A 21,057-nucleotide genomic window follows, 5' to 3' on the forward strand; every position below is an offset into this window, starting at 1 on the left:
GACGCCAACGCACGCTCACTGCAGGACAACAGTAAGATTAGACCATGTCTGCTTTTACTGATGTCTGGCGGTCGGAGCTGTAACCCAGTTGCACCCAGACGCTTCGTGGGGCAGAGCCAGATGCTCTGCCCAGGACTTTTACTCTCCCTGAGTGGGTCGTTGCGCTTATGAAATCAATGAACATTGCTGCCAGTCGTGAACTGGTCTCTCGCCTTTCCACCCATCGTGACGTGGTGGCGCTGGATAGTACCGACTTTACCGATGTGGCAGCAGTCGTCATTACCGTGGCCGACAGCCACAGCGGCATTCTTGCATTACTCAAACGCACCGGATTTAAGCTGCCGGTATTCGTGCTGACAAGCGATGATATCAGCGTGCCAAACGGCGTAGAGGCGGTCATTAGCGGTAAAGATCAGGAGTGGCTGGAGCTGGAAACCGCCGCCTGTCGCTATGAAGAAGAGCTGCTGCCGCCGTTTTTTAATACCCTGACTCAGTACGTTGAAATGGGCAACAGCACCTTCGCCTGTCCGGGGCATCAGCACGGCGCGTTCTTTAAAAAACATCCGGCGGGCCGCCAGTTTTATGACTTCTTCGGTGAGAACGTCTTTCGTGCCGACATGTGCAACGCCGACGTGAAGCTCGGCGACCTGCTGATTCACGAAGGCTCTGCCAAGCACGCGCAGAAGTTTGCCGCGAAGGTGTTCCACGCCGATAAAACCTACTTTGTGCTGAACGGCACCTCCGCCGCCAATAAGGTGGTGACCAATGCGCTGCTGGCCCGCGGCGACCTGGTGCTGTTCGACCGCAATAACCACAAATCGAACCACCATGGTGCGCTGATTCAGGCTGGCGCGACGCCGGTCTATCTGGAAGCGGCGCGTAATCCGTTCGGTTTTATCGGCGGCATTGATGAGCACTGCTTTGACGAGCGCTATCTGCGTGAGCAGATTCGTGAAGCCGCGCCGGAGAAAGCCGATGACGCGCGTCCATTCCGCCTGGCGATCATTCAACTGGGCACCTATGACGGCACTATCTACAATGCGCGTCAGGTGGTGGATAAAATCGGCCACCTTTGCGACTACATTCTGTTTGACTCCGCATGGGTCGGCTACGAGCAGTTTATCGATATGATGTCCGATACCTCGCCGTTGCTGCTGGATCTCAACGAAAACGATCCGGGCATTTTCGTTACTCAATCGGTACACAAACAGCAGGCGGGCTTCTCGCAGACCTCGCAGATCCACAAAAAAGATAACCATATTCGCGGCCAGGCGCGCTTTTGCCCGCACAAACGGCTGAACAACGCCTTTATGCTGCACGCCTCAACCAGCCCGTTTTACCCGCTGTTTGCGGCGCTGGATATCAACGCCAAAATCCACGAAGGGGAGAGTGGGCGCCGTCTGTGGGCAGAGTGCGTCGAGCTGGGGATTGAAGCGCGTAAGGCGATTGTGGCGAATTGTAAGATGATCCAGCCGTTTATCCCGCCCATGGTTGATGATCGCCCGTGGCAGGATCACCCAACCAAAACGATTGCCAGCGAGCGTCGCTTCTTTAGCTTTGCGCCTGGCGCGCGTTGGCACGGTTTCGAGGGCTATGCGCAGGATCAGTACTTCGTGGACCCGTGCAAATTGCTGCTGACCACGCCGGGGATCGACGCGGAAACCGGGCAATATACCGAGTTCGGCATTCCGGCGACGATTCTTGCCCACTATCTGCGTGAGAACGGTATCGTGCCGGAGAAATGCGACCTGAATTCGATCCTGTTCCTGCTAACCCCTGCGGAAACGCCGGAAAAAATGGCGCAGCTGGTGGCAATGCTCGGCCAGTTTGAACAGCATATCGAGGACGATACGCCGCTGGCCGACGTGCTGCCGACTATCTACAACAAGTATCCGGTACGTTACCGTGACTATACGCTACGCGAGCTGTGTCAGGAGATGCACAATCTTTACGTCAGCTTTGACGTTAAGGACCTGCAAAAGGCGATGTTCCGCAAAGAGAGTTTGCCGCAAGTGGTGATGAACCCGCAGGACGCCAACAGCGAGTTTATTCGCGGTAATGTTGAGCTGGTGCGCATCAGCGAAGCGGAAGGGCGCATTGCCGCTGAAGGCGCGCTGCCGTATCCACCGGGCGTGCTGTGCGTGGTGCCGGGGGAAGTGTGGGGCGGTGCGGTACAGCGTTATTTCCTGGCGCTGGAAGAGGGCGTGAACCTGCTGCCGGGCTTTTCGCCGGAGCTTCAGGGGGTGTACAGCGAGAAGGATGCTGACGGGATTAGTCGGCTGTATGGGTATGTTTTGAAGTAAGGTGCGGGGACATCCCCTCACCCTAACCCTCTCCCCGTGGGGGAGAGGGGACCGTCAGGTGCGGTGATTAACACCAGAACCTGGTCTGTTTTCTCCCTCTCCTTGTGGGGAGGGGCAGCACCTTAGTGCGTGACCGGCACCGTACCCGGCGCGACGCGCTCATGTTTATATTTAAACAGCCCAACAAATGCTACCGCCAGCACCAGCGAGTAGCCGGCGAAAATCAGCCATACGCTTTGCCAGTCGGTAATACCGTCTACGGTGTACATCTCCACCACTTTCCCGCTCGCCATGCCGCCGAGAATGCAGCCGAAGCCGTTGGTCATCATCAGGAACATACCCTGCGCGCTGGCGCGAATTTCCGGGCGGACTTCTTTCTCAACGAATACCGAACCGGAGATGTTGAAGAAGTCGAAGGCGCAGCCGTAAACAATCATCGACAGTACCAGCAGTACGGTGCCGAACGGCGTCGGGTCGCCGTAGGCGAACAGGCCGAAGCGCAGCATCCACGCGAAGATACTAATCAGCATCACGTTCTTGATACCGTAACGGCTTAAGAAGAACGGAATGGTGAGGATGAACAGCGTCTCGGAGATTTGTGAAATCGACATCATCACCGAGGCGTGCTGCACGATAAAGCTGGTGGCAAACAGCGGATCTTTATCAAAGCTGTGCAGGAAGGTGTTGCCGAACATGTTTGTGATCTGCAGTTCCGCGCCCAGCATCATGGAAAAGATAAAGAAGATCGCCATGCGTTTGTTTTTAAACAGCGCAAAGGCGTCCAGCCCCAGCATGCTGCTCCAGCTTTGTTTCTGCTGCTGGTTAGAAACGGGAATGTGCGGCAGCGTCAGAGTGAACAGCACCAGCACGACCGACAGCGCAGCGCCAATGTACAGCTGCATATGGCTCAGCTCGAAGCCGGAGAAGCTCACCGCCCACATCGCCAGAATAAAGCCGATGGTGCCCCAGATACGGATTGGCGGGAAGTCGGTAACGATGTCCATGCCCGCCGATTTCAGGCGGTAGTAGGAGATGGTGTTAATCAGCCCCAGCGTTGGCATATAGGCCAGCGAGTTAAGCAGAATAACGAAGAACATCGCCCCCGGCGTGGTGACCTCGGCGGCCATAAATAACGTTCCTGCCCCCACCAGGTGACAAAAAGCATAGACCCACTTGGCGCTAATCCATTTATCCGCCACGATGCCCAGCAGCGTTGGCATAAAGACGGCGGCGATACCCAGTGAGCTGTACACCGCGCCGATAGAGGCACCATCGAACTTCAGCGTTACAAACATGTACGAGCCCAGCGTGGTTAGCCAGCTCCCCCACAGGCAGAACTGCAGGAAGGACAGTATCTTAAGCTGCAGCTTTAAATTCATGTTAATTTCCTCACAAATAGGACCGGACAGGCGTTCGCGTAATAACATCCGAAGGCATTATTTGTGCTGATTCTATCAATGGCTGTGATGAGACATTGTTAAGCGCCGCAAAAAATTGCAATTATTTTTACTTTGCACAACGAAATAGTGACAAAACTAACATCTCTGTAGGAAGTTCAGGTGGGGAAGCCGCTTCACCCTGGGCAAAATCGGGAGGAAGCGGCTGCGTTTGTGAGAATTGTTACTTACGGCGATAGCTTTTCTGCGCCGTATTCACCTTGTAGAGATAGCGACGCGATTCCGCCGACGGATGGCGGGTGGTCAGCGTCTGATAGACGTCCCCTGGCGACATGCTGTTAATGATGTTCGCCGCCTGCACCTTATCGTTAGAGAAGACGCGCAGCACGCTGCCCGCGCCGCCGTTATAGGCGGTAATCACCGCATAGCGGCGTGACGTTGGGTTGTCGATACCGCCAAGGTAGATATTGTTGAGGATCGCCAGATAGGCGGTCCCGGTATCGATGTTGCTGGCTGGATCGAACAGGAAGCTACGGCTTGGCGTGCCGGATTTCCCCTGCGAGCGGAAGACGTCTTTCCCGGCGGTATGCTGCACCACCTGCATCAGCCCCATCGCGTCGGAACGGCTGACCGCATACGGGTTGAAGGACGATTCAGTCTGCATAATTGCCAGAATCAACGATTCGTCGATGCCGTATTTGCGTGAAGCCTGCCGCACCATACCCAGATATTTGTGCGCACGTTTATCAAGGTGGTTCGGCACCAGATTAATGGTCACGCTATAAATAATGTGCAGGCCATTGCTGCGTTTTTTCATCCGCGTTTGCAGCAGATAGTCGGCGAAGCGCGCGGCGCGCCACTCCCAGCGAATAGCCTCGCCGGTGTTATCGACCACCTGGCCGTACAGGAACGGCTCTTTGGAAATCTGAATGTCGTCGGCGTCGGAGTAAAGGTCGACCGAGCTGGGGTCGTCACCCATCAGCAGCGTGGTAATGATGGCCTGGCGCAGGCGCGCAGCGGGGTCGGTTCCGGCGATGGTCTCGACGGTAATGGTACCGTCATCGAAGTTGATATGGCTACGCGTCTGGTAGCCATCGGTGTATTTAACGTAGTCTTTCGGCCCGGCGATCAGAACTTCGTTAAACCCCCAGATGTTTTCAATATTATGGGCGAACTGACCCATCAGAATGTCAAAACCGTTGGTGTCTTTTACCCAGGCTTCATTGTAGGCATCGCCCTTTTTTGAACCCGAGCAGGAAACCAGCAACGGCGCTATCAATGCCAGTGCAAATATTCTTTTTTTCATCATTCCGGGAGCGCGTGTTGTTGTTGTCTTAAAGGGCCGTCGGGCCCTTACTGTTTTTCTGGCGGCGTGTAGCCTTCAATGTGCACATCTTTGCCTTCAAACAGGAAGTTAACCATTTCCTCTTCCAGAAGCTTACGGTGCTCCACATTCATCATATTGAGTTTCTTTTCATTGATGAGCATGGTTTGCTTGTGCTGCCACTGCTTCCAGGCTTCTTTCGAAATCTCGTTATAGATGCGCTTTCCCAGCTCGCCGGGGTAGAGCTGGAAATCCTGTCCTTCGGCGTCGCGCTGCAGGAAAGTACAAAAAATGGTTCTGCTCATAATCAATCCTCTTATTTCGCCGCTCGTTAAACGAGTGAATCGGCGCGTAACTGCTGCAACAGGCGCTCAACCGGTGCGGCCAGCCCAACGACGGGCGGCTGGGCTAAGTTATACCAGAGAGCGCTGCCTTCATCCATGCATGAGGCGAATGAGGACACACTAAGCCACATAGGCACAATGTCCAGATGGAAATGACTGAAAGTGTGGCGGAAAGCGGTAAGCTGGGTCAGCTTGTCTGCCGGAATCTGCCGCTCGGCCAGCCAGTCGCGCAGCGCCGCTTCATCGGCAAACTGCGGGAAACAGTATAGACCGCCCCACAGGCCGCTAGGCGGGCGCTGCTGTAAAAACACCTCGCGGTCGTGCTGCATCATCAGAAAATAGCCGGTACGCTCGGGGATGGTCTGCTTCGGTTTTTTACCCGGATACTGCGCCCAACTGCCGTTGGCGGCGGCGATGCAGCCTTTTTCCAGCGGGCAGAGCGAGCACTTGGGTTTTGAGCGGGTACACACCATCGCGCCCAGATCCATCATCGCCTGATTAAAACGCGAAACGCCGTCTGCAGGAGTGACCTGTTCGCTGATCTCCCACAGCCGTTTTTCGACCTCTTTTTTCCCCGGCCAGCCGTCCACTGCATAACAACGCGCCAGCACGCGCTTTACGTTGCCGTCGAGAATGGGAAAGTGTTTACCGAGCGACAGCGATAAAATCGCCCCGGCGGTAGAACGGCCTACGCCGGGCAGCGCCGCCACTTCGTCAAACGTTTCCGGAAAACGGCCATGGTGCAGCGTGGCGACCTGCTGTGCGGCCTTGTGCAGGTTACGCGCGCGGGCGTAGTAGCCCAGGCCGGTCCACAGATGCAGGACGTCGTCCAGCGGCGCGTTCGCGAGGTCGGTGACGGTGGGAAAGCGTGACATAAACCGCTCAAAATAAGGGATAACTGTGGCAACCTGAGTCTGTTGCAGCATCACCTCAGACAGCCATACTTTGTAGGGCGTCTTTTCAATTTGCCAGGGCAGGGTTTTACGCCCGTATTTGTCGTACCAGTCCAGCACCTGGGCTGAAAATTGAGACGCTTGCATAGTCAAAACCGTGCTTCCGATATCGTGCGATTAGGGTGCCAGATTGCAGCACAGCGGTACTATGCTGTAAACAGGAACTTTCCGGTGCTTGCATCCGGCAACTAACTTTGGATAATGCCCGTTTCCCGAACACTCTCACAAGCAGACTTATTTTTATGAAGAACGACGTCATTTCACCGGATTTTGATGAAAACGGCCGCCCGCTGCGCCGCATTCGTAGTTTTGTTCGTCGCCAGGGGCGACTGACCAAAGGGCAGGAACACGCGCTGGAAAACTACTGGCCGGTGATGGGCGTTGAGTTCAGCGAAGAGCCTGTCGATTTCGCCGCGCTGTTTGGCCGCGATGCGCCGGTCACTCTGGAGATTGGTTTTGGTATGGGAGCTTCGCTGGTGGCGATGGCCAAAGCGCGCCCGGAGCAGAACTTCCTCGGGATTGAAGTGCACTCACCGGGTGTGGGCGCGTGCCTGGCCTCGGCGCACGAAGAGGGTGTCGATAACCTGCGCGTGATGTGTCACGATGCGGTAGAAGTCCTGCACAAGATGATCCCGGACAACTCCCTGAACATGGTGCAGCTCTTTTTCCCTGACCCGTGGCATAAAGCGCGTCATAATAAACGCCGTATCGTTCAGGTGCCGTTTGCCCAGTTCGTGAAAAGTAAGCTCAAGCTGGGCGGCGTCTTCCACATGGCAACCGACTGGGAACCCTATGCGGAACATATGCTGGAAGTGATGTCCTCCATTGAAGGGTATCAGAACCTGTCTGAGACTCAGGATTACGTACCGCGCCCGGATTCGCGCCCGGTAACCAAATTTGAACAGCGTGGTCATCGTCTTGGCCACGGCGTATGGGACTTAATGTTCGAGAGGGTGAAATAAATGGCAAAGAATCGTAGCCGTCGTTTGCGTAAAAAAATGCACATCGATGAATTTCAGGAAATCGGCTTCTCCGTAGCGTGGCGTTTCCCGGAAGGCACCAGCGAAGAACAGATCGATCAGGTTGTTGATCAGTTTATTGATGAAGTGATCGAGCCGAACAAGCTGGCGTTTGACGGCAGCGGCTATCTGGCCTGGGAAGGTCTGATTTGCACCCAGGAAGTGGGCAAGTGCACCGAAGAACATCAGGCGCTGGTCCGCAAGTGGCTGGAAGACCGCAAGTTTGAAGAAGTGCGCACCAGCGAACTTTTTGACGTTTGGTGGGACTAAATAAGCATACGGGGCCAGCATTTGCTGGCCCGATTTGTACTGAGGGAAAGTTATGATGCGCAAAACGCTGCTGACGGCAGTACTCTCGTTCACGGCGATGACCGCCCACGCTGACTACCAGTGCAGCGTTACGCCACGCGATGACGTGGTGCTTAAGCCGCAAACCGTGCAGGTGCAAGGTGAAAACGGCAATCTTATTATTACCCCCAACGGCGATGTCACCTACAACGGCAAGGCGTATACGTTAACGCCGGCCCAGCGTGAACAGGCCAAAGATTATCAGACCGAGCTGCGCAGCGCGCTGCCGTGGATCGACGATGGCGCACGCAGCCGGGTAGAAAAAGGCCGCGTGGCGCTGGATAAAATTATCGCCAAAGAAGTGGGCGAGAGCAGCAATATGCGCGGTCGCCTGACCAAGCTCGATGCGCAGCTCAAAGAACAGATGAACCGCATTATTGAGCATCGTAGCGATGGCTTAACCTTCCACTATAAAGCCATCGATCAGGTACGCGCCGACGGCCAGCAGCTGGTCAATCAGGCGATGGGCGGTATTCTGCAAGACAGCATTAACGAGATGGGCGCCAAAGCGGTGCTGAAAGGCGGCGGTAACCCGCTACAGGGCGTGCTGGGTAGCCTTGGCGGCCTGCAAACCGCGATTCAGAACGAGTGGAAAAACCAGGAAGCGGATTTCCAGGCGTTTGGTAAAGACGTATGCAGCCGCGTGGTGTCGCTGGAAGACAGCCGCAAAGCGCTGGTCGGTACGTTGAAGTAGCCATAAGCCATCATTGAAAAAGCCGCCAGTCAGTTAACTGGCGGCTTTTTTTGCGCAATATAGGCTGTTACATCAGCCCCAGCAGCTGCGGAATAAACAGCGAGATCTGCGGGATGTAGGCGATCATCATCAGCGCGATCAGCAACGCGGCGTAGAAGGGCAGCAGCGGCTTGATTAACTGCTGGATCTTCACCCCCGAGATAGAGCAGCCGACAAACAGCGCGCTGCCCACCGGCGGCGTCAGCAGGCCGATGCACAGGTTGGCGACCATCATGATGCCGAAGTGTACCGGATCCATGCCCAGGTCCTGGGCGATCGGCAGGAAGATCGGCGTGAAGATCAGTACCGCAGGCGTCATATCCATAAAGATGCCGACGATCAACAGCACAATGTTAATCAGCAGCAGGATCACCAGCGGATTCTCCGAGATCCCCATCAGCGTGTCGCTGATCATGTAGGGAATATCCGCATTGGTCATCGCCCACGACATACCGACGGAAAAGCCGATCAACAGCAGTACGATGGAGGTTGTGACCACCGACTCGAGGATCAGTTTCGGCAGATCGCGCCACTTCACTTCGCGATAGATAATCACCGACAGGATAAAGGTATAAACTACCGCGATGGCTGACGCTTCGGTGGCGGTGAAAATACCGCCCAGAATCCCGCCCATCACGATAATCACCAGCAGCAGGCTCGGCAGGGCGTCGAAGAAGGCTTTCGCCGCCTGGGCGCAGGTTGGGCGCTCGGAAACCGGGTAGCCGCGGCGCTTCGCGATAATCGCGCAGACCACCATGATCGCCAGGCCCATCAGAATCCCTGGCAGATAGCCCGCCATAAACAGCGAGGCCACCGACACGCCGCCCGCAGTCAGCGAGAAGACGATCAGCACGTTAGACGGCGGAATCAGCAGCCCGGTAATGCACGACGAGACGTTAACCGCCGTGGAAAACGCGGGGTCATAACCCTTTTTGGTCTGAATCGGGTGCAGGGTGCCGCCCACCGCCGCCGCCGCGGCTACCGCCGAACCGGAGATGGAACCGAACATCATGTTGGCGAGGACGTTGACGTGGCCCAGCGAGCCGGGAACGCGGCCCACCATCACCTGCGCGAGGTTAATCAAGCGGATGGCGATACCGCCGCTGTTCATCAGCGTCCCGGCGAAGATAAAGAACGGAATCGCCAGCAGGGCAAAGTTGTCCAGACCGTTGGCCAGACGCTGAGAGACGGTAATGACGGCGATATCCCACGGGAACATCAGCAGCATTGAGGCAACGGTCGCGATGCCGATAGAGAACGAAATCGGCACGCCGATAAATACCAGCACGAAGAAAGCGCCAAACAGCGTTAAAGCAATATACCCGTCCATTAGCGCGCTCCTTCTGCGGACTGTTTCAGGCTAATCAGGCCGTTGGCGATAAACCACAGCGCGTAGAACATCATGATGAGGCCGGACAACGGCAGGATCAGATAGACGTAGCCCATCGGGATCTGCATCGCGGCGGAGACCTGTGCGGTGGCCAGCGTTTTGGCTATCAGCTTCAGGCCACCGGTGACGATCACCGAGCCGGAGAAGAGAAAAATCAGCAGGTTAATCACCACGCCCAGCAGCGTTTGCTTACGTGGTTTGAGCGTCATGGCCAGCAGATCGATCGCCAGATGGCGCTGTGCGCCAACGGTATAGGCTGCGCCGAGCAGGCCAACCCAAATCATCAGAAAGCGCGCCAGCTCGTCCGTCAGCGTGCTGGGTTGGTTTAACACATAGCGACTGAATACCTGCCAGACGACGCAGACGACCAGCGCCACCATGACCGCGACGGAGAACGCGGCGATCGCGCGGTCCACCGCCTGTTTAGTGCGGGTAAAAATCATCGTTTGTTATCCTGGTGAAGGCGGGCCAGATGCTGGCCCGCAAGGGAATTACTCTGCGGCGGCTTCAAATTTGGCCAGCAGCGCGGCCTGTTTCGGATCTTTGTTGAAATCGTCAAACAGCGGTTGCACCGCAGCGCGGAACGGCACCTTGTCGACTTTGACGATCTCGCCGCCCATGGCCTTCGCCTGAGCGCGCGTGTCAGCGTCGATTTTGTCCCACAGCTTCTGTTGGTAAACCTGCGAGTCGGTGGCCGCTTTCGCCAGAATTTGCTGCTGCTCCGGCGTTAGCTTTTCCCAGGTTTTGGTGGAGATCACCAGGAAGTCTGGAATAGAGGCGTGCTCATCTTCAGAGAAGACTTTGGCAATTTCAATATGACGTGTTTGCACCCACGATGGGACATTATTTTCCGCACCGTCAACCACACCCTGCTGCATTGCAGTATAGACTTCACCGAATGAAATAGGTGTGGGTGAACCACCCATTAATTCAATCATTTTTATGGTGGTCGGGCTGGCCTGAACGCGAATTTTCAGCCCTTTTAAATCTTCAGGTTTAGTAATCGGTTTTTTGGCATAAAAACTACGGGTACCGGCAACATAAGCGGAAAGGGCGAAGAATCCTTTTTCTTTCGTTGAGTCCATAATTTCTTTGCCGACATCACCGAATACCACTTTATTAAAATGCGCCTGGTCTTTAAATAAGAACGGCAAATTATAAATGGCATAAACGTTGTCGAAAGATTCCAGATCGCTGGCGGAACCTTTGGTCATATCCAGCGCGCCGTTCTGTAATAGCTCCATGGTTTCACGCGCGCTGCCCATCTGGCTGCTTGGGTAAATACGGATGGTCATCTTGCCGTCTGACAGCTGCTTGACCTCTTTGGCCATTTCTTCAAAAGCCTGGTGCACCACGTGGCTACGCTCAAGGTTGTGCGCCAGTTTCAGCGTCACTTTTTCAGCCGCAGCGGCCCCAGCGGAAAACAACGCGAAAAGCGACGCACAGATTAGCGTTTTGCGAAAAAAGAGAGATTTCATTAATAGGCTCCATGCACATTCATTATTGTGGTCTATATCTAGAGGGACAGCGTTGAATTTCTGTATGACATATTATCCTGGTTGTCAGACAGCTTTAAGCTACCACTCTCACAATTTTCAGTTATCTGTGCATTAAATGCGGTTTTTGTGCGCTGGGTTATATTTATTACATATTCGTTATTGGCTATTAATATCTTATTTAAATATTGATGGTGAAATTATTCGGTAAGTATTGGGGTAACCACTCGGTAAAGCTGAATGATATATTTCGCCATTATTTATAATGGCGAAATATATTTATTATTTATTCGCTAAGAAACAGTTCAAGCAGTGAGTTCAAAAACAGTTTACCGTGCTCGGTTATCTGCCAGTATTGCTTGCACTCGGTCAGGTAGCCCTGGGCCAGCGCTTCATCCAACTGTGGGCGGATGATACTTTCGTCCAGGCCGGTATAGGCGCTGAATTCGGCGCGCGGCGCGGCTTCCAGTAAACGGAAGCGGTTCATAAAGAATTCAAACGGCTTGTCGGCGTTCTCAACGTCGTGCTGGCGCTCCAGATAGCGCCCTTCCATATAGCCGCGCGGATGACGCGTTTTCGCCGTACGCAGAATGCGGCCGTCCGGGAACGTCACCTTGCCATGCGCACCGCAGCCGATGCCCAGATAATCGCCAAAGCGCCAGTAGTTGAGGTTGTGCTGGCACTGATAGCCCGGTTTGGCATAGGCCGAGGTTTCATACTGCTGATAACCTGCAGCGGTCAGCAATTGATGACCCTGCTCGAAGATATCCCACAGCGAGTCGTCGTCCGGCAGCACCGGCGGGCGCGAACCAAACAGAGTATTGGGTTCGATAGTTAGCTGATACCAGGAGAGATGCGGCGGCGACAGTTCAATCGCCTGGCGCAGGTCGCTCAGCGCCTCTTCCAGCGACTGATCGGGCAGGCCGTGCATCAGGTCGAGGTTGAAGCTGCGCAGCCCCAGACCGCTCGCCAGGCGCGCGGCGCGTTTGGCCTCTTCCGGCCCGTGGATGCGCCCAAGACGCTGGAGCTTGCTGTCGCTAAAGCTCTGTACCCCGATAGAAATGCGATTAACGCCCGCCCTCTGGTACTCGACGAAGCGGTCAGCTTCGACTGTCCCCGGGTTGGCTTCCATGGTGATTTCTGCATCAGAGGCCAGCGTCAGACGCGCGCGAACGCCGTCCAGCAGAGCCTGCATCGCCGGGCCTGAAAGCAGGCTCGGTGTACCGCCACCGATGAAAATAGTCTTCACTTCACGTCCCTGCGCGTAAGCAACGTCGGCGTCTAAGTCGCTCAGCAGATGCTGTACGTAGTCGTCGTGCGGCACTTCACCTTTCAGCGCGTGCGAGTTGAAGTCGCAGTACGGGCACTTCTGCACGCACCACGGGATATGAATGTAGAGACTCAGCGGGGGCAGCTTAACCATGACGCATGGCTTCCAGTAACAGCTTCAGCGCCTGACCGCGGTGGGAGATGGCAATCTTCTCTTCGCGGCTCAGCTCAGCGGCGGTCTTGCCTTCCGACGGCACAAAGAAGATAGGATCGTAGCCGAAGCCGCCCTGGCCTGCCGGCGCGCGGGTAATCACCCCCGGCCAGGTGCCGTGGCACACCAGCGGCGTGGGGTCTTCGGCGTGGCGCATATACACCAGCACACAGTGGAACTGCGCCTGACGCTGGTCGTCCGGCACGTCTTTTAAGGTTTCCAGCAGCTTTTCCAGGTTCTGTTGGTCGCTGGCGTCGAGGCCGGAGTAGCGCGCGGAGTAGATCCCCGGCGCGCCGCCGAGAACGTCAACCGCCAGACCGGAATCATCGGCGATGGCCGGTAAGCCGGTCACCTGTGCGGCGTGGCGCGCTTTGAGAATCGCGTTTTCAATAAAGGTCAGCCCGGTCTCCTCGGCTGACTCTACGCCAAGCTCGGTCTGGGCGACGATATCAAGACCAAAATCGCCGAGCAGCGAAGCAAGCTCGCGCACTTTACCGGCGTTACCGGTCGCGAGGACAACTTTTTGCATGGGATATCCTAAAGTTTCAGGGCGTCGACGCCCGATGGGATCTGTTGCGGATGAATAATTTTAACCTGTTTATGCCGCCCCAGTTCACCTTTCTCGATGATGACCTGGCTTTTGGCGACCTTAAACTGCTTGGCGAGATATTTCACCAGATGGGCATTTGCCTGCCCATCGACGGGCGGGGCGGTGATGGCGACCTTCAATTCGTCGCCATGTACCCCAACAATCGCATCCCGGCTGGCCTTTGGCTGAATATACAGCCGCAGTACCAGCCCGTCATCGCAGGGAGTGACGGCACTCATAGCGCCATCCACAGTCCTGGCAGCAGCATATTACCGGTGGCTTGCAGCACTTCGGCGATGCCCATATTGATGACATACAGCAGCAGCACCAGCACCATCGGAGAAAAATCGATTCCCCCCATGGACGGCAGCAGCCGGCGGATTGGGCGCAGCAGCGGCTCGGCGAGCTGCATCAGCACGAACTCAACCGGGCTACGACCCTGGCTGACCCAGCTCATAATCGCCATCAGCAGCAGCACCCAGAAGATCAGCAGGCCGATGGTCTTGAGCAGAATCAGCACCGCAGAGATCCAGATAATCGGCTGGAAGGTGATGACCATAAACAGCACGATGGCTTTCACCACGCACAGAATAAAGGCCAGCAGCAGCGAAGCGCTGTCCAGCGGGCCCATCGGCGGAATGACGCGACGCAGGGGGCCGACGATCGGTTGCGTGATCTTCACCACGAACTGTGAGAACGGGTTGTAAAAATCGCAGCGCGCCCACTGCATCCAGACGCGCAGCAGTAGCACCATTGTATACAGTTCAATCACTGTAGAGAGCAGGAAGGTCAACGTCTTCATGGCGTTCCTTGGGGTTCCTTATTTTTTTGTGTAATCACGCGCACCAAAAATCGCGGTGCCAATGCGTACCATTGTACTACCTGCCGCAACAGCGGCTTCCATGTCGTCAGACATGCCCAGAGATAGCGTGTCTACGGTCGGGTAGTCTGCTTTCAGTCGCGCGAATGCTACAGCCATTTCGCGGGCAACGGCAAACTGCCGGTCGTACTCTTTTTCCGGCGCGGGAATCGCCATCAGGCCGCGCAGGCAGACATTCGGCAGGGCTGCAATGTCGGCCGCCAGCGCGTCAAGCTCCGCCAGCGGAATGCCTGATTTGCTCTGCTCATCGCTGATGTTGATCTGAATCAGCACGTTGAGCGGCGGCAAGTTGGCTGGACGCTGCTCGCTTAAGCGAACGGCAATTTTCAGCCGGTCTATGGTGTGGCACCAGTCGAAGTGCTCGGCAACCAGACGACTTTTATTGGACTGCAGTGGGCCAATAAAGTGCCATTGCAACGAGGTGATTCCCTGCTCGCGAAAGTGGAGAATTTTCTCTACCCCTTCCTGAACGTAGTTTTCACCAAATGCGGTCTGGCCCGCAGCTACGGCTTCTTCGACGGCGCTCGCAGGTTTTGTTTTACTCACTGCAAGCAGCGTTACTTCTTCTGAATCCCGGCCGCAACGCGCTGCTGCCGCTGAGATTTTCTCCCTGACCTGTGCCAGGTTATGCGCAATATCGTTCATATGGGCTGGTGGGTCTATGGATATACAAGAAATCGTGGCGCTTAGTGTAAAGCATAATGTCTCGGATCTACACCTGTGTAGCAGCGCAAACGCGCGCTGGCGCAGGGAGGGTAAGCTGGAAATTGCGCCGTTTACTGCCCCGGATCCCGAAGTATTGATGGCCAGTTGGCTGAGTGAGAGTCAGCTGCAGGCGTGGCAACGACATCGGCAGCTTGATTTTTCCGTCTCGCTTCCCGGCTGTCCACGATTACGTGCCAGTGCGTTTGCCCACAGCCAGGGGACATCGTTGGTACTACGCATTCTGCCCACACAGTGTCCGACGCTTGCTGAACTTCATACGCCGGTGGCGCTGGCTGAGATGTTAAACGAAGAAAGCGGATTGATTCTGGTGACCGGGGCAACGGGTAGCGGTAAATCGACCACGCTGGCGGCGATGGTCGACCACCTCAATCATCATCTGGCGGGGCATATTCTGACGCTGGAAGATCCGGTTGAGTTTCAGCATGCCAGCGAAGGTTGCCTGATTCAGCAACGGGAAGTCGGGCAGCATACAGCCTCTTTCTCGGAGGCGCTGCGGGTGGCGTTACGTCAGGATCCGGATGTCATTCTGCTTGGCGAGCTGCGCGATAGCGAGACGATTCGCCTGGCGCTGACGGCGGCAGAGACCGGCCATCTGGTACTGGCGACGCTGCATACGCGCGGCGCCGCGCAGGCGATCGAACGTTTGGTTGATGTGTTTCCTGCTCAGGAGAAGGAGCCGGTTCGCAACCAGCTTGCCAGCAGTCTCTGCGCGGTGCTGGCGCAGAAGCTACAGCCTGGCAGTCGGGGTGGGCGAGTGGCGCTGTTTGAAATGCTGATCAACACGCCTGCCGTCAGTAACCTGATTCGCGAGGGTAAAACGCATCAGATTGCCGGAGTGATGCAGACTGGGCTGCAAAGCGGAATGCAGACCTTCAGCCAGAGCTACCAGCAGCGAGTGAACGCCGGGATGCTATAAAAAGGAAAAACGTATAGTTATTCGCCAGCATGATCGTCTGGCGAGCGCCATTGAGAAACAATGAATTCGGCTATCACATAATTGAAGGCAAAAATGTGATGGCCGTTTTATTTTAATATTCATCGCTGGGATAATAATCAATTTCTCTTTTTGTTTTGTAAATTTAATTATTGTCGCTGTTGCGGGGATGTACTTATTTGTAATTTCTGAGTGATTTTCAAAGGGCGGAAACAAAACTTCCTACGACGTTTATTCTAATATGGTATGAGTCATTACGCCATAGGTATGAGAGCTTTGTAATTAGTTAATTACATTGTGTTGCGTAGGCTTACAAAAAAAGGTTGATATTCTTTTGACACTTCCAAGGTCTTCGTTCTATCCTATTTATGTAATTAGGACTAATCTTATGAAATAAAGTTTCACTTGTCGGTTAGTTCTTATTATTAATGGTATTAGGTTTGCCTTTGCTTTGACTTATTAAATCACCATGATGGTGGATATAGACTATGGAGAGTTTCAAAATGTTTGAAGTAACTGAGAGTGTATCTAATTCCCGGAAGATTATCTTAATCACCCACCCGTCAGTACAAGCAAACGCGTTTGCAAACTATCTTACTGAATTACTTTCAGTTTCCGTCGATGTACATAATATCAACAAACCGCTGATGCAGCGCCTTAGCAAGGGCACTGTGGTATTGTTCGATATTGCTGTTTCCAACAAAAAACTGAACGGCATCTGGCGTGATATTATCCGCACGCAGTTTGATTCCCCTCGCTTGTTAATTATTAACAGTGCGCAGAAGTATGAATTATACGAAATGGCGCAGTGGCCAGCACTGTATGGCGTGTTCCGTCATGACGACGAAGAATCGCGCTTAATTGAGGGCGTCAAAGCGGTCTTAAACGGCGAGCAGACGGCTGAATTGAGCGTGATGCACCCAGCAATGTATGCCGTTGAACATACTCCGGAAAATCACGATAGCGTGCCGCTGACGGAACGTGAATGTGAAATTCTGAATGAATTACGTCACGGCGCGACCAATATGGATATTGCCCGTGCGTTGTTCATCAGTGAAAATACCGTTCGCACGCACCTGTATAACGTATTCCGCAAACTGAGCGTGAAGAATAGAACGCAGGCGGTAAGCTGGGCGAACGAGAATCTGCGCCACTAATCGGCGAGCGATTTCTTCTGGCGTGTTCCCGGGAAATAATTCCCGGGGCTGCCTATGGCTAGTAACCCTGCTCGAAATAACTTTCCAGAATCACCACGGCTGAGGCGGAGTCGACGCTGCCTTTGTTCAACGCTCTGAATCCCCCATGTTCAAACAGCCCGGCGCGAGCCTCAACGGTGCTCAGACGTTCATCATGCAGCGTAATCGGCACGCCAAAACGGCCGTGAATTTTATTGGCAAAATTACGCGCGCGCGCGGTCAACGGTTGCTCGGTACCGTCCATATTCAGCGGGAGACCGACGATGACCGTTTCAGGCTGCCACTCTTTAAGCAGACGGGCAATGACGTTCCAGTCTGGGGTACCGTCCTGCGCCTTGATGGCGGCCAGTGGCCGGGCAGTGCCGGTAATACGTTGGCCAATCGCCACGCCGATGCTGCGCGTGCCAAAATCGAAAGCCAGCAGTGTTCCACTCATTATGCGTGCCCCGCAGCGCCTGACATGGTCAGGATATTAATGCCAATCAGCTTTGCCGCTTCTTTCCAGCGTTCACCAATCGGGGTTTTAAACAGGATATTGAAATCGGCTGGCGCGGTGAGCCAGGCATTATCGAGGATCTCCTGCTCCAGCTGCCCCTTTTCCCAGGAAGCATAGCCCAGCGCGACCAGCACTTCAGACGGTTGGCGCTCGGTACCGAGGGTTTCCAGCACATCACGTGAGGTGGTGACGATCGTATTGTCGGAGATGCGGATGCTGGAAGAGAACGACGCCGGCGGCGTGTGCAGGATAAACCCGCGATCTTCTGCCAGTGGGCCGCCCAGCATGACGGGCTTATCCAGGCGAATCGACGGATCGCGAGGTTCCGGGGCGATCTTCAGTTTTTCGAGGATCCCTTCAACCTGCAAATTTTCCAGAGGTTTATTAATAATAATGCCCATTGCTCCGTCGTCGTTGTATTCGCAGATGTAAACCACGGAACGGCGGAAGATGGGATCCTGGAGGGTTGGCATAGCAATAAGAAAATGATGCTGTAAATTCATTATCAGAGGTTCTTGTCCTGTTTCAAAAAGCAGCAATGCCCAGTATGAGGGGAAAGTGCACGGCTGTCACCTGGCTTGCCTTGCTGAACGCCAGGTTGGCGGCGGGTTCCCTCCCGCCGTATTAAAGCAACGTACTATTTTTGCAGGCGTTTTTCGATCGCATCCATCAGCATGCCGGTGATGGAAATCGGATATTCCGCTTCGATTTCACGCACGCAGGTCGGGCTGGTGACGTTAATTTCCGTCAGGCGATCGCCAATGATATCCAGACCAACGAAGATAAGGCCTTTGGCTTTCAGCGTCGGGCCGACTTTACGGGCGATAGCCCAGTCGCTTTCGCTGAGCGGACGCGGTTCGCCACGACCACCGGCGGCCAGGTTGCCGCGCGTTTCACCACCCTGAGGAATACGGGCCAGGCAGTAAGGCACCGGCTCGCCGTCGATGACCAGCACACGCTTATCGCCATCTTTGATGGCCGGCAGGTAGTTCTGCGCCATGCAGTAGCGGCTGCCCAGTTCGGTCAGGGTCTCGGCGATAACGCCAATGTTCGGATCGCCTTCCTTCACGCGGAAGATCGACGCGCCGCCCATGCCGTCCAGAGGCTTCATGATGATGTCGCCGTGTTTTTCCCAGAAGGCTTTCAGCTGGGCTTTGTTGCGGGTGACCAGCGTTTCCGGGGTCAGGTCGGAGAACCACGCGGTGAACAGCTTCTCGTTACAGTCACGCAGGCTCTGCGGTTTGTTGACGATAAGCGTCCCTTTCTCTTCTGCGCGTTCCAGAATGTAGGTGGCGTAGATAAATTCGGTGTCGAACGGCGGATCTTTACGCATCAGGATAACGTCGAGGTCGGCGAGTTTAATATCCTGCTCGCTGCCGAACTCGTACCATTTGTCGTAGTTCTGCTCAACGCTCAGCAGACGTGTACGGGCGTGGGATTCACCGTTGATCAGGTAAAGATCGTTCATCTCCATATAGTGGAGTTCATAGCCGCGACGCTGTGCTTCCAGCAGCATAGCGAAGCTGGTGTCTTTCTTGATGTTGATGCTTGCGATGGGATCCATCACGATGCCGAGCTTGATCATTATTGTTCTCCTTTAACCCAAGTCACCAAAGCGCACCTGCAGTGCGGTGATGGCGGTGAGTGCGGTAGTCTCTGTGCGCAAAACGCGAGGCCCCAACAGAATATCAGTAAACTGGTAGCGTGCGGTCATGGCAATTTCATCCGCCGACAGGCCGCCTTCCGGGCCAATCAGCAGACGTACGCGTTCCACCGGCAGCGGCAGCGTGTTGATGCTGGCGCTGGCGCGCGGGTGCAGGTTGAGCTTTAGTGCATCGTCCTGCTCGGCGCACCATGCCTCAACGTCCATCGCCGGGCGAATCTCCGGAACCTGGTTGCGACCGCACTGCTCGCAGGCGGCAATCGCGATTTTTTGCCACTGCTGAATCTTCTTATTCAGACGCTCGGCATCCAGTTTAACCCCGCAGCGCTCGGAAAAAAGTGGCGTAATGAGGCTTACACCCAGTTCTATCGATTTCTGGATAGTGAATTCCATTTTATCGCCGCGCGACATCACCTGACCGAGGTGAATATGGATGGGAGATTCTCGGTCGTCGAGGGCGCTGCTCTGGATTTCAACCGTCACGTTCTTTTTACCGGCGTCGGTGATCACGGCATCAAAGACGTGGTTGCTGCCATCAAATAGCTGGATGGCCTGGCCTTTACCCATGCGCAAAACGCGCCCGACGTGATTCGCCGCATCTTCGCATAGGGCAACCTGCGTGCCGACGGTGAGTGATTCTGGGTGATAGATGCGAGGGATGCGCATAGTCTGAATTCCATCTGTGGCTAAGCCCTCTCCGCCGGGGAGAGGGCAGGGCAAAATAACAATTGCCGCTAGTGTAGGTTAGCTCTTTTGCGCCTGGCAAGCCTGCAGCACATATGGATTATGGTTGCCCTGAATTTTAGCGATGCGCTGGTCGCGTTCGCACTCCCATTGGCTAACGGGATACATTTTGTTCCAGGCGTTGAACAGCTGAGTTTGCTGGCGGGAAAGGGTCAGCTGATAACGGTCGCGCATATAGAAGTAGATGCGCGCGATGGCGCCGCGTGAACGTTCTGGCGGCTCGGCGACTTTCTCTTTAAAGTCGACCTTCATGGCGCACTGGCCATACTGACCTTCGCCGCCGTTCCACTGCCCGTACATAAAGTTGCCGCGATCGCCGTTCACCTCGCCGACGGCGGGCTGTAGGTTGTGCATGTCGCTTTCCATCTTGCGGTATTCCGGATCTTTGGCGCAGTTTTTCCGCCCACCATCCTGCCAGCACTGGCGCTGATGGCCGAACTGCCACGCCGGAACGACGTGTTCCCACTCGACGCGGCTGGCGCGGTTTTCATTTTTACGCACTTTATAACCGCAGGATTCCAGATCGATAACGCCCTTCTTACCCTGCCAGTTAATTTTACAGCCGCAGTAGAAATCGCCGGGCACGTCGCTATTGACTTTTACGCCCGCGCTTTTCGCCTGGGAAAAGCTGTTAATACCCTCGGCTAAGGCCTGCCCGGAGAGTGCTGCCGCCACAAACGCCACGGCAAAAGACAAATTACGGTACATCACGAACTCCATCTCAAAACGAGACCGCAACGTAGCGAATGTGGTTGTCAGATGCAATCAGTCAGGTCAGAAAACTTCCAGATATTTCCGTTAGTTACATTTCGGCAACTAATGGTTCGCCGCAGTGGACGCAGCGATAGGTGGCCTCACCGCGCACCACGCGATTATGGCGGCGGACGGTGAGCTGATGCTGCTGGCAGCGGCAGCGATAGGGGAAGGTATTTTTACGTACCGATTCCAGCTCGAACTGATGGGTGCGCCGCGCGGGTACGCCGAGCACGCTCTCCATCATCCATTTCCACTCTTTACCGTGCGGCGCGACGCGGCCAAAGTG

24 protein-coding genes are annotated in these 21,057 nt (G+C 55.1%); 6 read left to right on the forward strand and 18 right to left on the reverse strand.

All coding sequences use genetic code 11. The features are described 5' to 3' along the window. The first annotated feature begins 167 nt into the window (after positions 1-167). Positions 168-2,303 carry an ornithine decarboxylase gene (locus tag ACW14G_RS15025; protein ID WP_249022748.1) on the forward strand — a complete coding sequence of 712 codons (2,136 nt, stop codon included), beginning with the start codon at positions 168-170 and terminating at the stop codon, positions 2,301-2,303. Between the two features lie 122 nt (positions 2,304-2,425). Here the strand turns inward: ACW14G_RS15025 and ACW14G_RS15030 are convergent, their stop codons facing one another. The 4 genes from ACW14G_RS15030 to mutY form a co-directional block, all read right to left on the reverse strand. After that, a complete protein-coding gene (locus tag ACW14G_RS15030) occupies positions 2,426-3,682 on the reverse strand; it encodes a nucleoside permease (RefSeq protein WP_163446008.1) in 1,257 nt (418 codons plus the stop codon). A 241-nt stretch (positions 3,683-3,923) separates the two neighbouring features. Further along, on the reverse strand, positions 3,924-5,006 hold the full coding sequence (gene mltC / locus ACW14G_RS15035; protein WP_163446088.1) for a membrane-bound lytic murein transglycosylase MltC: 1,083 nt from the start codon (positions 5,004-5,006) through the stop codon (positions 3,924-3,926). Between the two features lie 47 nt (positions 5,007-5,053). Then, positions 5,054-5,329 carry an oxidative damage protection protein gene (locus tag ACW14G_RS15040; RefSeq protein ID WP_064542603.1) on the reverse strand — a complete coding sequence of 92 codons (276 nt, stop codon included), beginning with the start codon at positions 5,327-5,329 and terminating at the stop codon, positions 5,054-5,056. A gap of 26 nt (positions 5,330-5,355) precedes the next feature. Next, entirely contained in the window at positions 5,356-6,408 is a 1,053-nt protein-coding gene (gene mutY / locus ACW14G_RS15045) for an A/G-specific adenine glycosylase (protein ID WP_249022750.1), read from the reverse strand. Between the two features lie 155 nt (positions 6,409-6,563). Here mutY and trmB point away from each other — a divergent pair, with 155 nt between their 5' ends. Genes trmB through ACW14G_RS15060 form a run of 3 tightly spaced genes read left to right on the forward strand, consistent with a single transcriptional unit; the run spans position 6,564 to position 8,382 of the window. Further along, positions 6,564-7,283, forward strand: coding sequence for a tRNA (guanosine(46)-N7)-methyltransferase TrmB (gene trmB / locus ACW14G_RS15050; protein WP_223803858.1), 720 nt, complete (start codon positions 6,564-6,566; stop codon positions 7,281-7,283). Then, positions 7,284-7,610, forward strand: a complete 327-nt coding sequence (locus ACW14G_RS15055; RefSeq protein ID WP_064542613.1) for a YggL family protein — start codon at positions 7,284-7,286, stop codon at positions 7,608-7,610. It abuts the gene before it with no gap. Positions 7,611-7,662: 52 nt separating this feature from the next. Beyond that, positions 7,663-8,382, forward strand: a complete 720-nt coding sequence (locus ACW14G_RS15060; RefSeq protein WP_163446011.1) for a YggN family protein — start codon at positions 7,663-7,665, stop codon at positions 8,380-8,382. Between the two features lie 67 nt (positions 8,383-8,449). On the opposite strand, the gene ACW14G_RS15065 is transcribed toward ACW14G_RS15060, so the two are convergent. The 8 genes from ACW14G_RS15065 to ACW14G_RS15100 form a co-directional block, all read right to left on the reverse strand. Further along, a complete protein-coding gene (locus tag ACW14G_RS15065; protein ID WP_163446012.1) occupies positions 8,450-9,751 on the reverse strand; it encodes a TRAP transporter large permease in 1,302 nt (433 codons plus the stop codon). Beyond that, complete coding sequence (locus tag ACW14G_RS15070; protein WP_163446013.1) at positions 9,751-10,254, reverse strand: TRAP transporter small permease; 504 nt, start codon at positions 10,252-10,254, stop codon at positions 9,751-9,753. Before ACW14G_RS15070 ends, ACW14G_RS15065 begins: the two co-directional genes overlap by 1 nt. 48 nt (positions 10,255-10,302) lie before the next feature. Then, a complete protein-coding gene (locus tag ACW14G_RS15075; protein ID WP_249022751.1) occupies positions 10,303-11,289 on the reverse strand; it encodes a TRAP transporter substrate-binding protein in 987 nt (328 codons plus the stop codon). 304 nt (positions 11,290-11,593) lie between these two features. Further along, the gene (gene hemW / locus ACW14G_RS15080) at positions 11,594-12,730 is read right to left on the reverse strand and encodes a radical SAM family heme chaperone HemW (protein WP_249022752.1); all 1,137 of its coding nucleotides are present in this window, start codon (positions 12,728-12,730) and stop codon (positions 11,594-11,596) included. Next, entirely contained in the window at positions 12,723-13,316 is a 594-nt protein-coding gene (locus tag ACW14G_RS15085) for an XTP/dITP diphosphatase (RefSeq protein ID WP_167575042.1), read from the reverse strand. The genes hemW and ACW14G_RS15085 overlap by 8 nt, the downstream gene beginning before the upstream one ends. An 8-nt stretch (positions 13,317-13,324) precedes the next feature. Continuing rightward, positions 13,325-13,615 (reverse strand): DUF167 family protein YggU, encoded by a 291-nt coding sequence (gene yggU / locus ACW14G_RS15090; protein WP_064542635.1) that lies wholly within the window; start codon positions 13,613-13,615, stop codon positions 13,325-13,327. Beyond that, positions 13,612-14,178: a YggT family protein gene (locus tag ACW14G_RS15095; protein WP_163446017.1), complete on the reverse strand. Its 567-nt coding sequence runs from the start codon at positions 14,176-14,178 to the stop codon at positions 13,612-13,614. The genes yggU and ACW14G_RS15095 overlap by 4 nt, the downstream gene beginning before the upstream one ends. Positions 14,179-14,196: 18 nt before the next feature. Beyond that, positions 14,197-14,901, reverse strand: a complete 705-nt coding sequence (locus ACW14G_RS15100; protein ID WP_163446018.1) for a YggS family pyridoxal phosphate-dependent enzyme — start codon at positions 14,899-14,901, stop codon at positions 14,197-14,199. 16 nt (positions 14,902-14,917) lie between these two features. Here ACW14G_RS15100 and ACW14G_RS15105 point away from each other — a divergent pair, with 16 nt between their 5' ends. Together ACW14G_RS15105 and ACW14G_RS15110 are read left to right on the forward strand one after the other, a co-directional pair. Continuing rightward, the gene (locus ACW14G_RS15105) at positions 14,918-15,898 is read left to right on the forward strand and encodes a type IV pilus twitching motility protein PilT (RefSeq protein ID WP_455648663.1); all 981 of its coding nucleotides are present in this window, start codon (positions 14,918-14,920) and stop codon (positions 15,896-15,898) included. 521 nt (positions 15,899-16,419) lie between these two features. Continuing rightward, positions 16,420-17,073: a LuxR C-terminal-related transcriptional regulator gene (locus ACW14G_RS15110; RefSeq protein WP_163446020.1), complete on the forward strand. Its 654-nt coding sequence runs from the start codon at positions 16,420-16,422 to the stop codon at positions 17,071-17,073. A 58-nt stretch (positions 17,074-17,131) separates the two neighbouring features. On the opposite strand, the gene ruvX is transcribed toward ACW14G_RS15110, so the two are convergent. The 6 genes from ruvX to ACW14G_RS15140 all read right to left on the reverse strand — a co-directional run. Beyond that, positions 17,132-17,548 carry a Holliday junction resolvase RuvX gene (gene ruvX / locus ACW14G_RS15115; protein WP_163446021.1) on the reverse strand — a complete coding sequence of 139 codons (417 nt, stop codon included), beginning with the start codon at positions 17,546-17,548 and terminating at the stop codon, positions 17,132-17,134. Next, complete coding sequence (locus tag ACW14G_RS15120; RefSeq protein ID WP_163446022.1) at positions 17,548-18,111, reverse strand: YqgE/AlgH family protein; 564 nt, start codon at positions 18,109-18,111, stop codon at positions 17,548-17,550. The genes ruvX and ACW14G_RS15120 overlap by 1 nt, the downstream gene beginning before the upstream one ends. Before the next feature lie 134 nt (positions 18,112-18,245). Further along, positions 18,246-19,193 (reverse strand): glutathione synthase, encoded by a 948-nt coding sequence (gshB, locus tag ACW14G_RS15125; RefSeq protein ID WP_035892023.1) that lies wholly within the window; start codon positions 19,191-19,193, stop codon positions 18,246-18,248. Between the two features lie 12 nt (positions 19,194-19,205). Beyond that, positions 19,206-19,937, reverse strand: a complete 732-nt coding sequence (gene rsmE, locus ACW14G_RS15130) for a 16S rRNA (uracil(1498)-N(3))-methyltransferase (RefSeq protein ID WP_249022755.1) — start codon at positions 19,935-19,937, stop codon at positions 19,206-19,208. A gap of 78 nt (positions 19,938-20,015) precedes the next feature. After that, positions 20,016-20,723, reverse strand: coding sequence for a deoxyribonuclease I (gene endA / locus ACW14G_RS15135; RefSeq protein ID WP_167575044.1), 708 nt, complete (start codon positions 20,721-20,723; stop codon positions 20,016-20,018). 94 nt (positions 20,724-20,817) lie between these two features. Next, on the reverse strand, positions 20,818-21,057 hold a 240-nt coding region (locus ACW14G_RS15140), incomplete at its 5' end, for a zinc ribbon domain-containing protein (protein WP_455648664.1).

The sequence above is a fragment of the Kluyvera sp. genome (genome assembly GCF_965301105.1).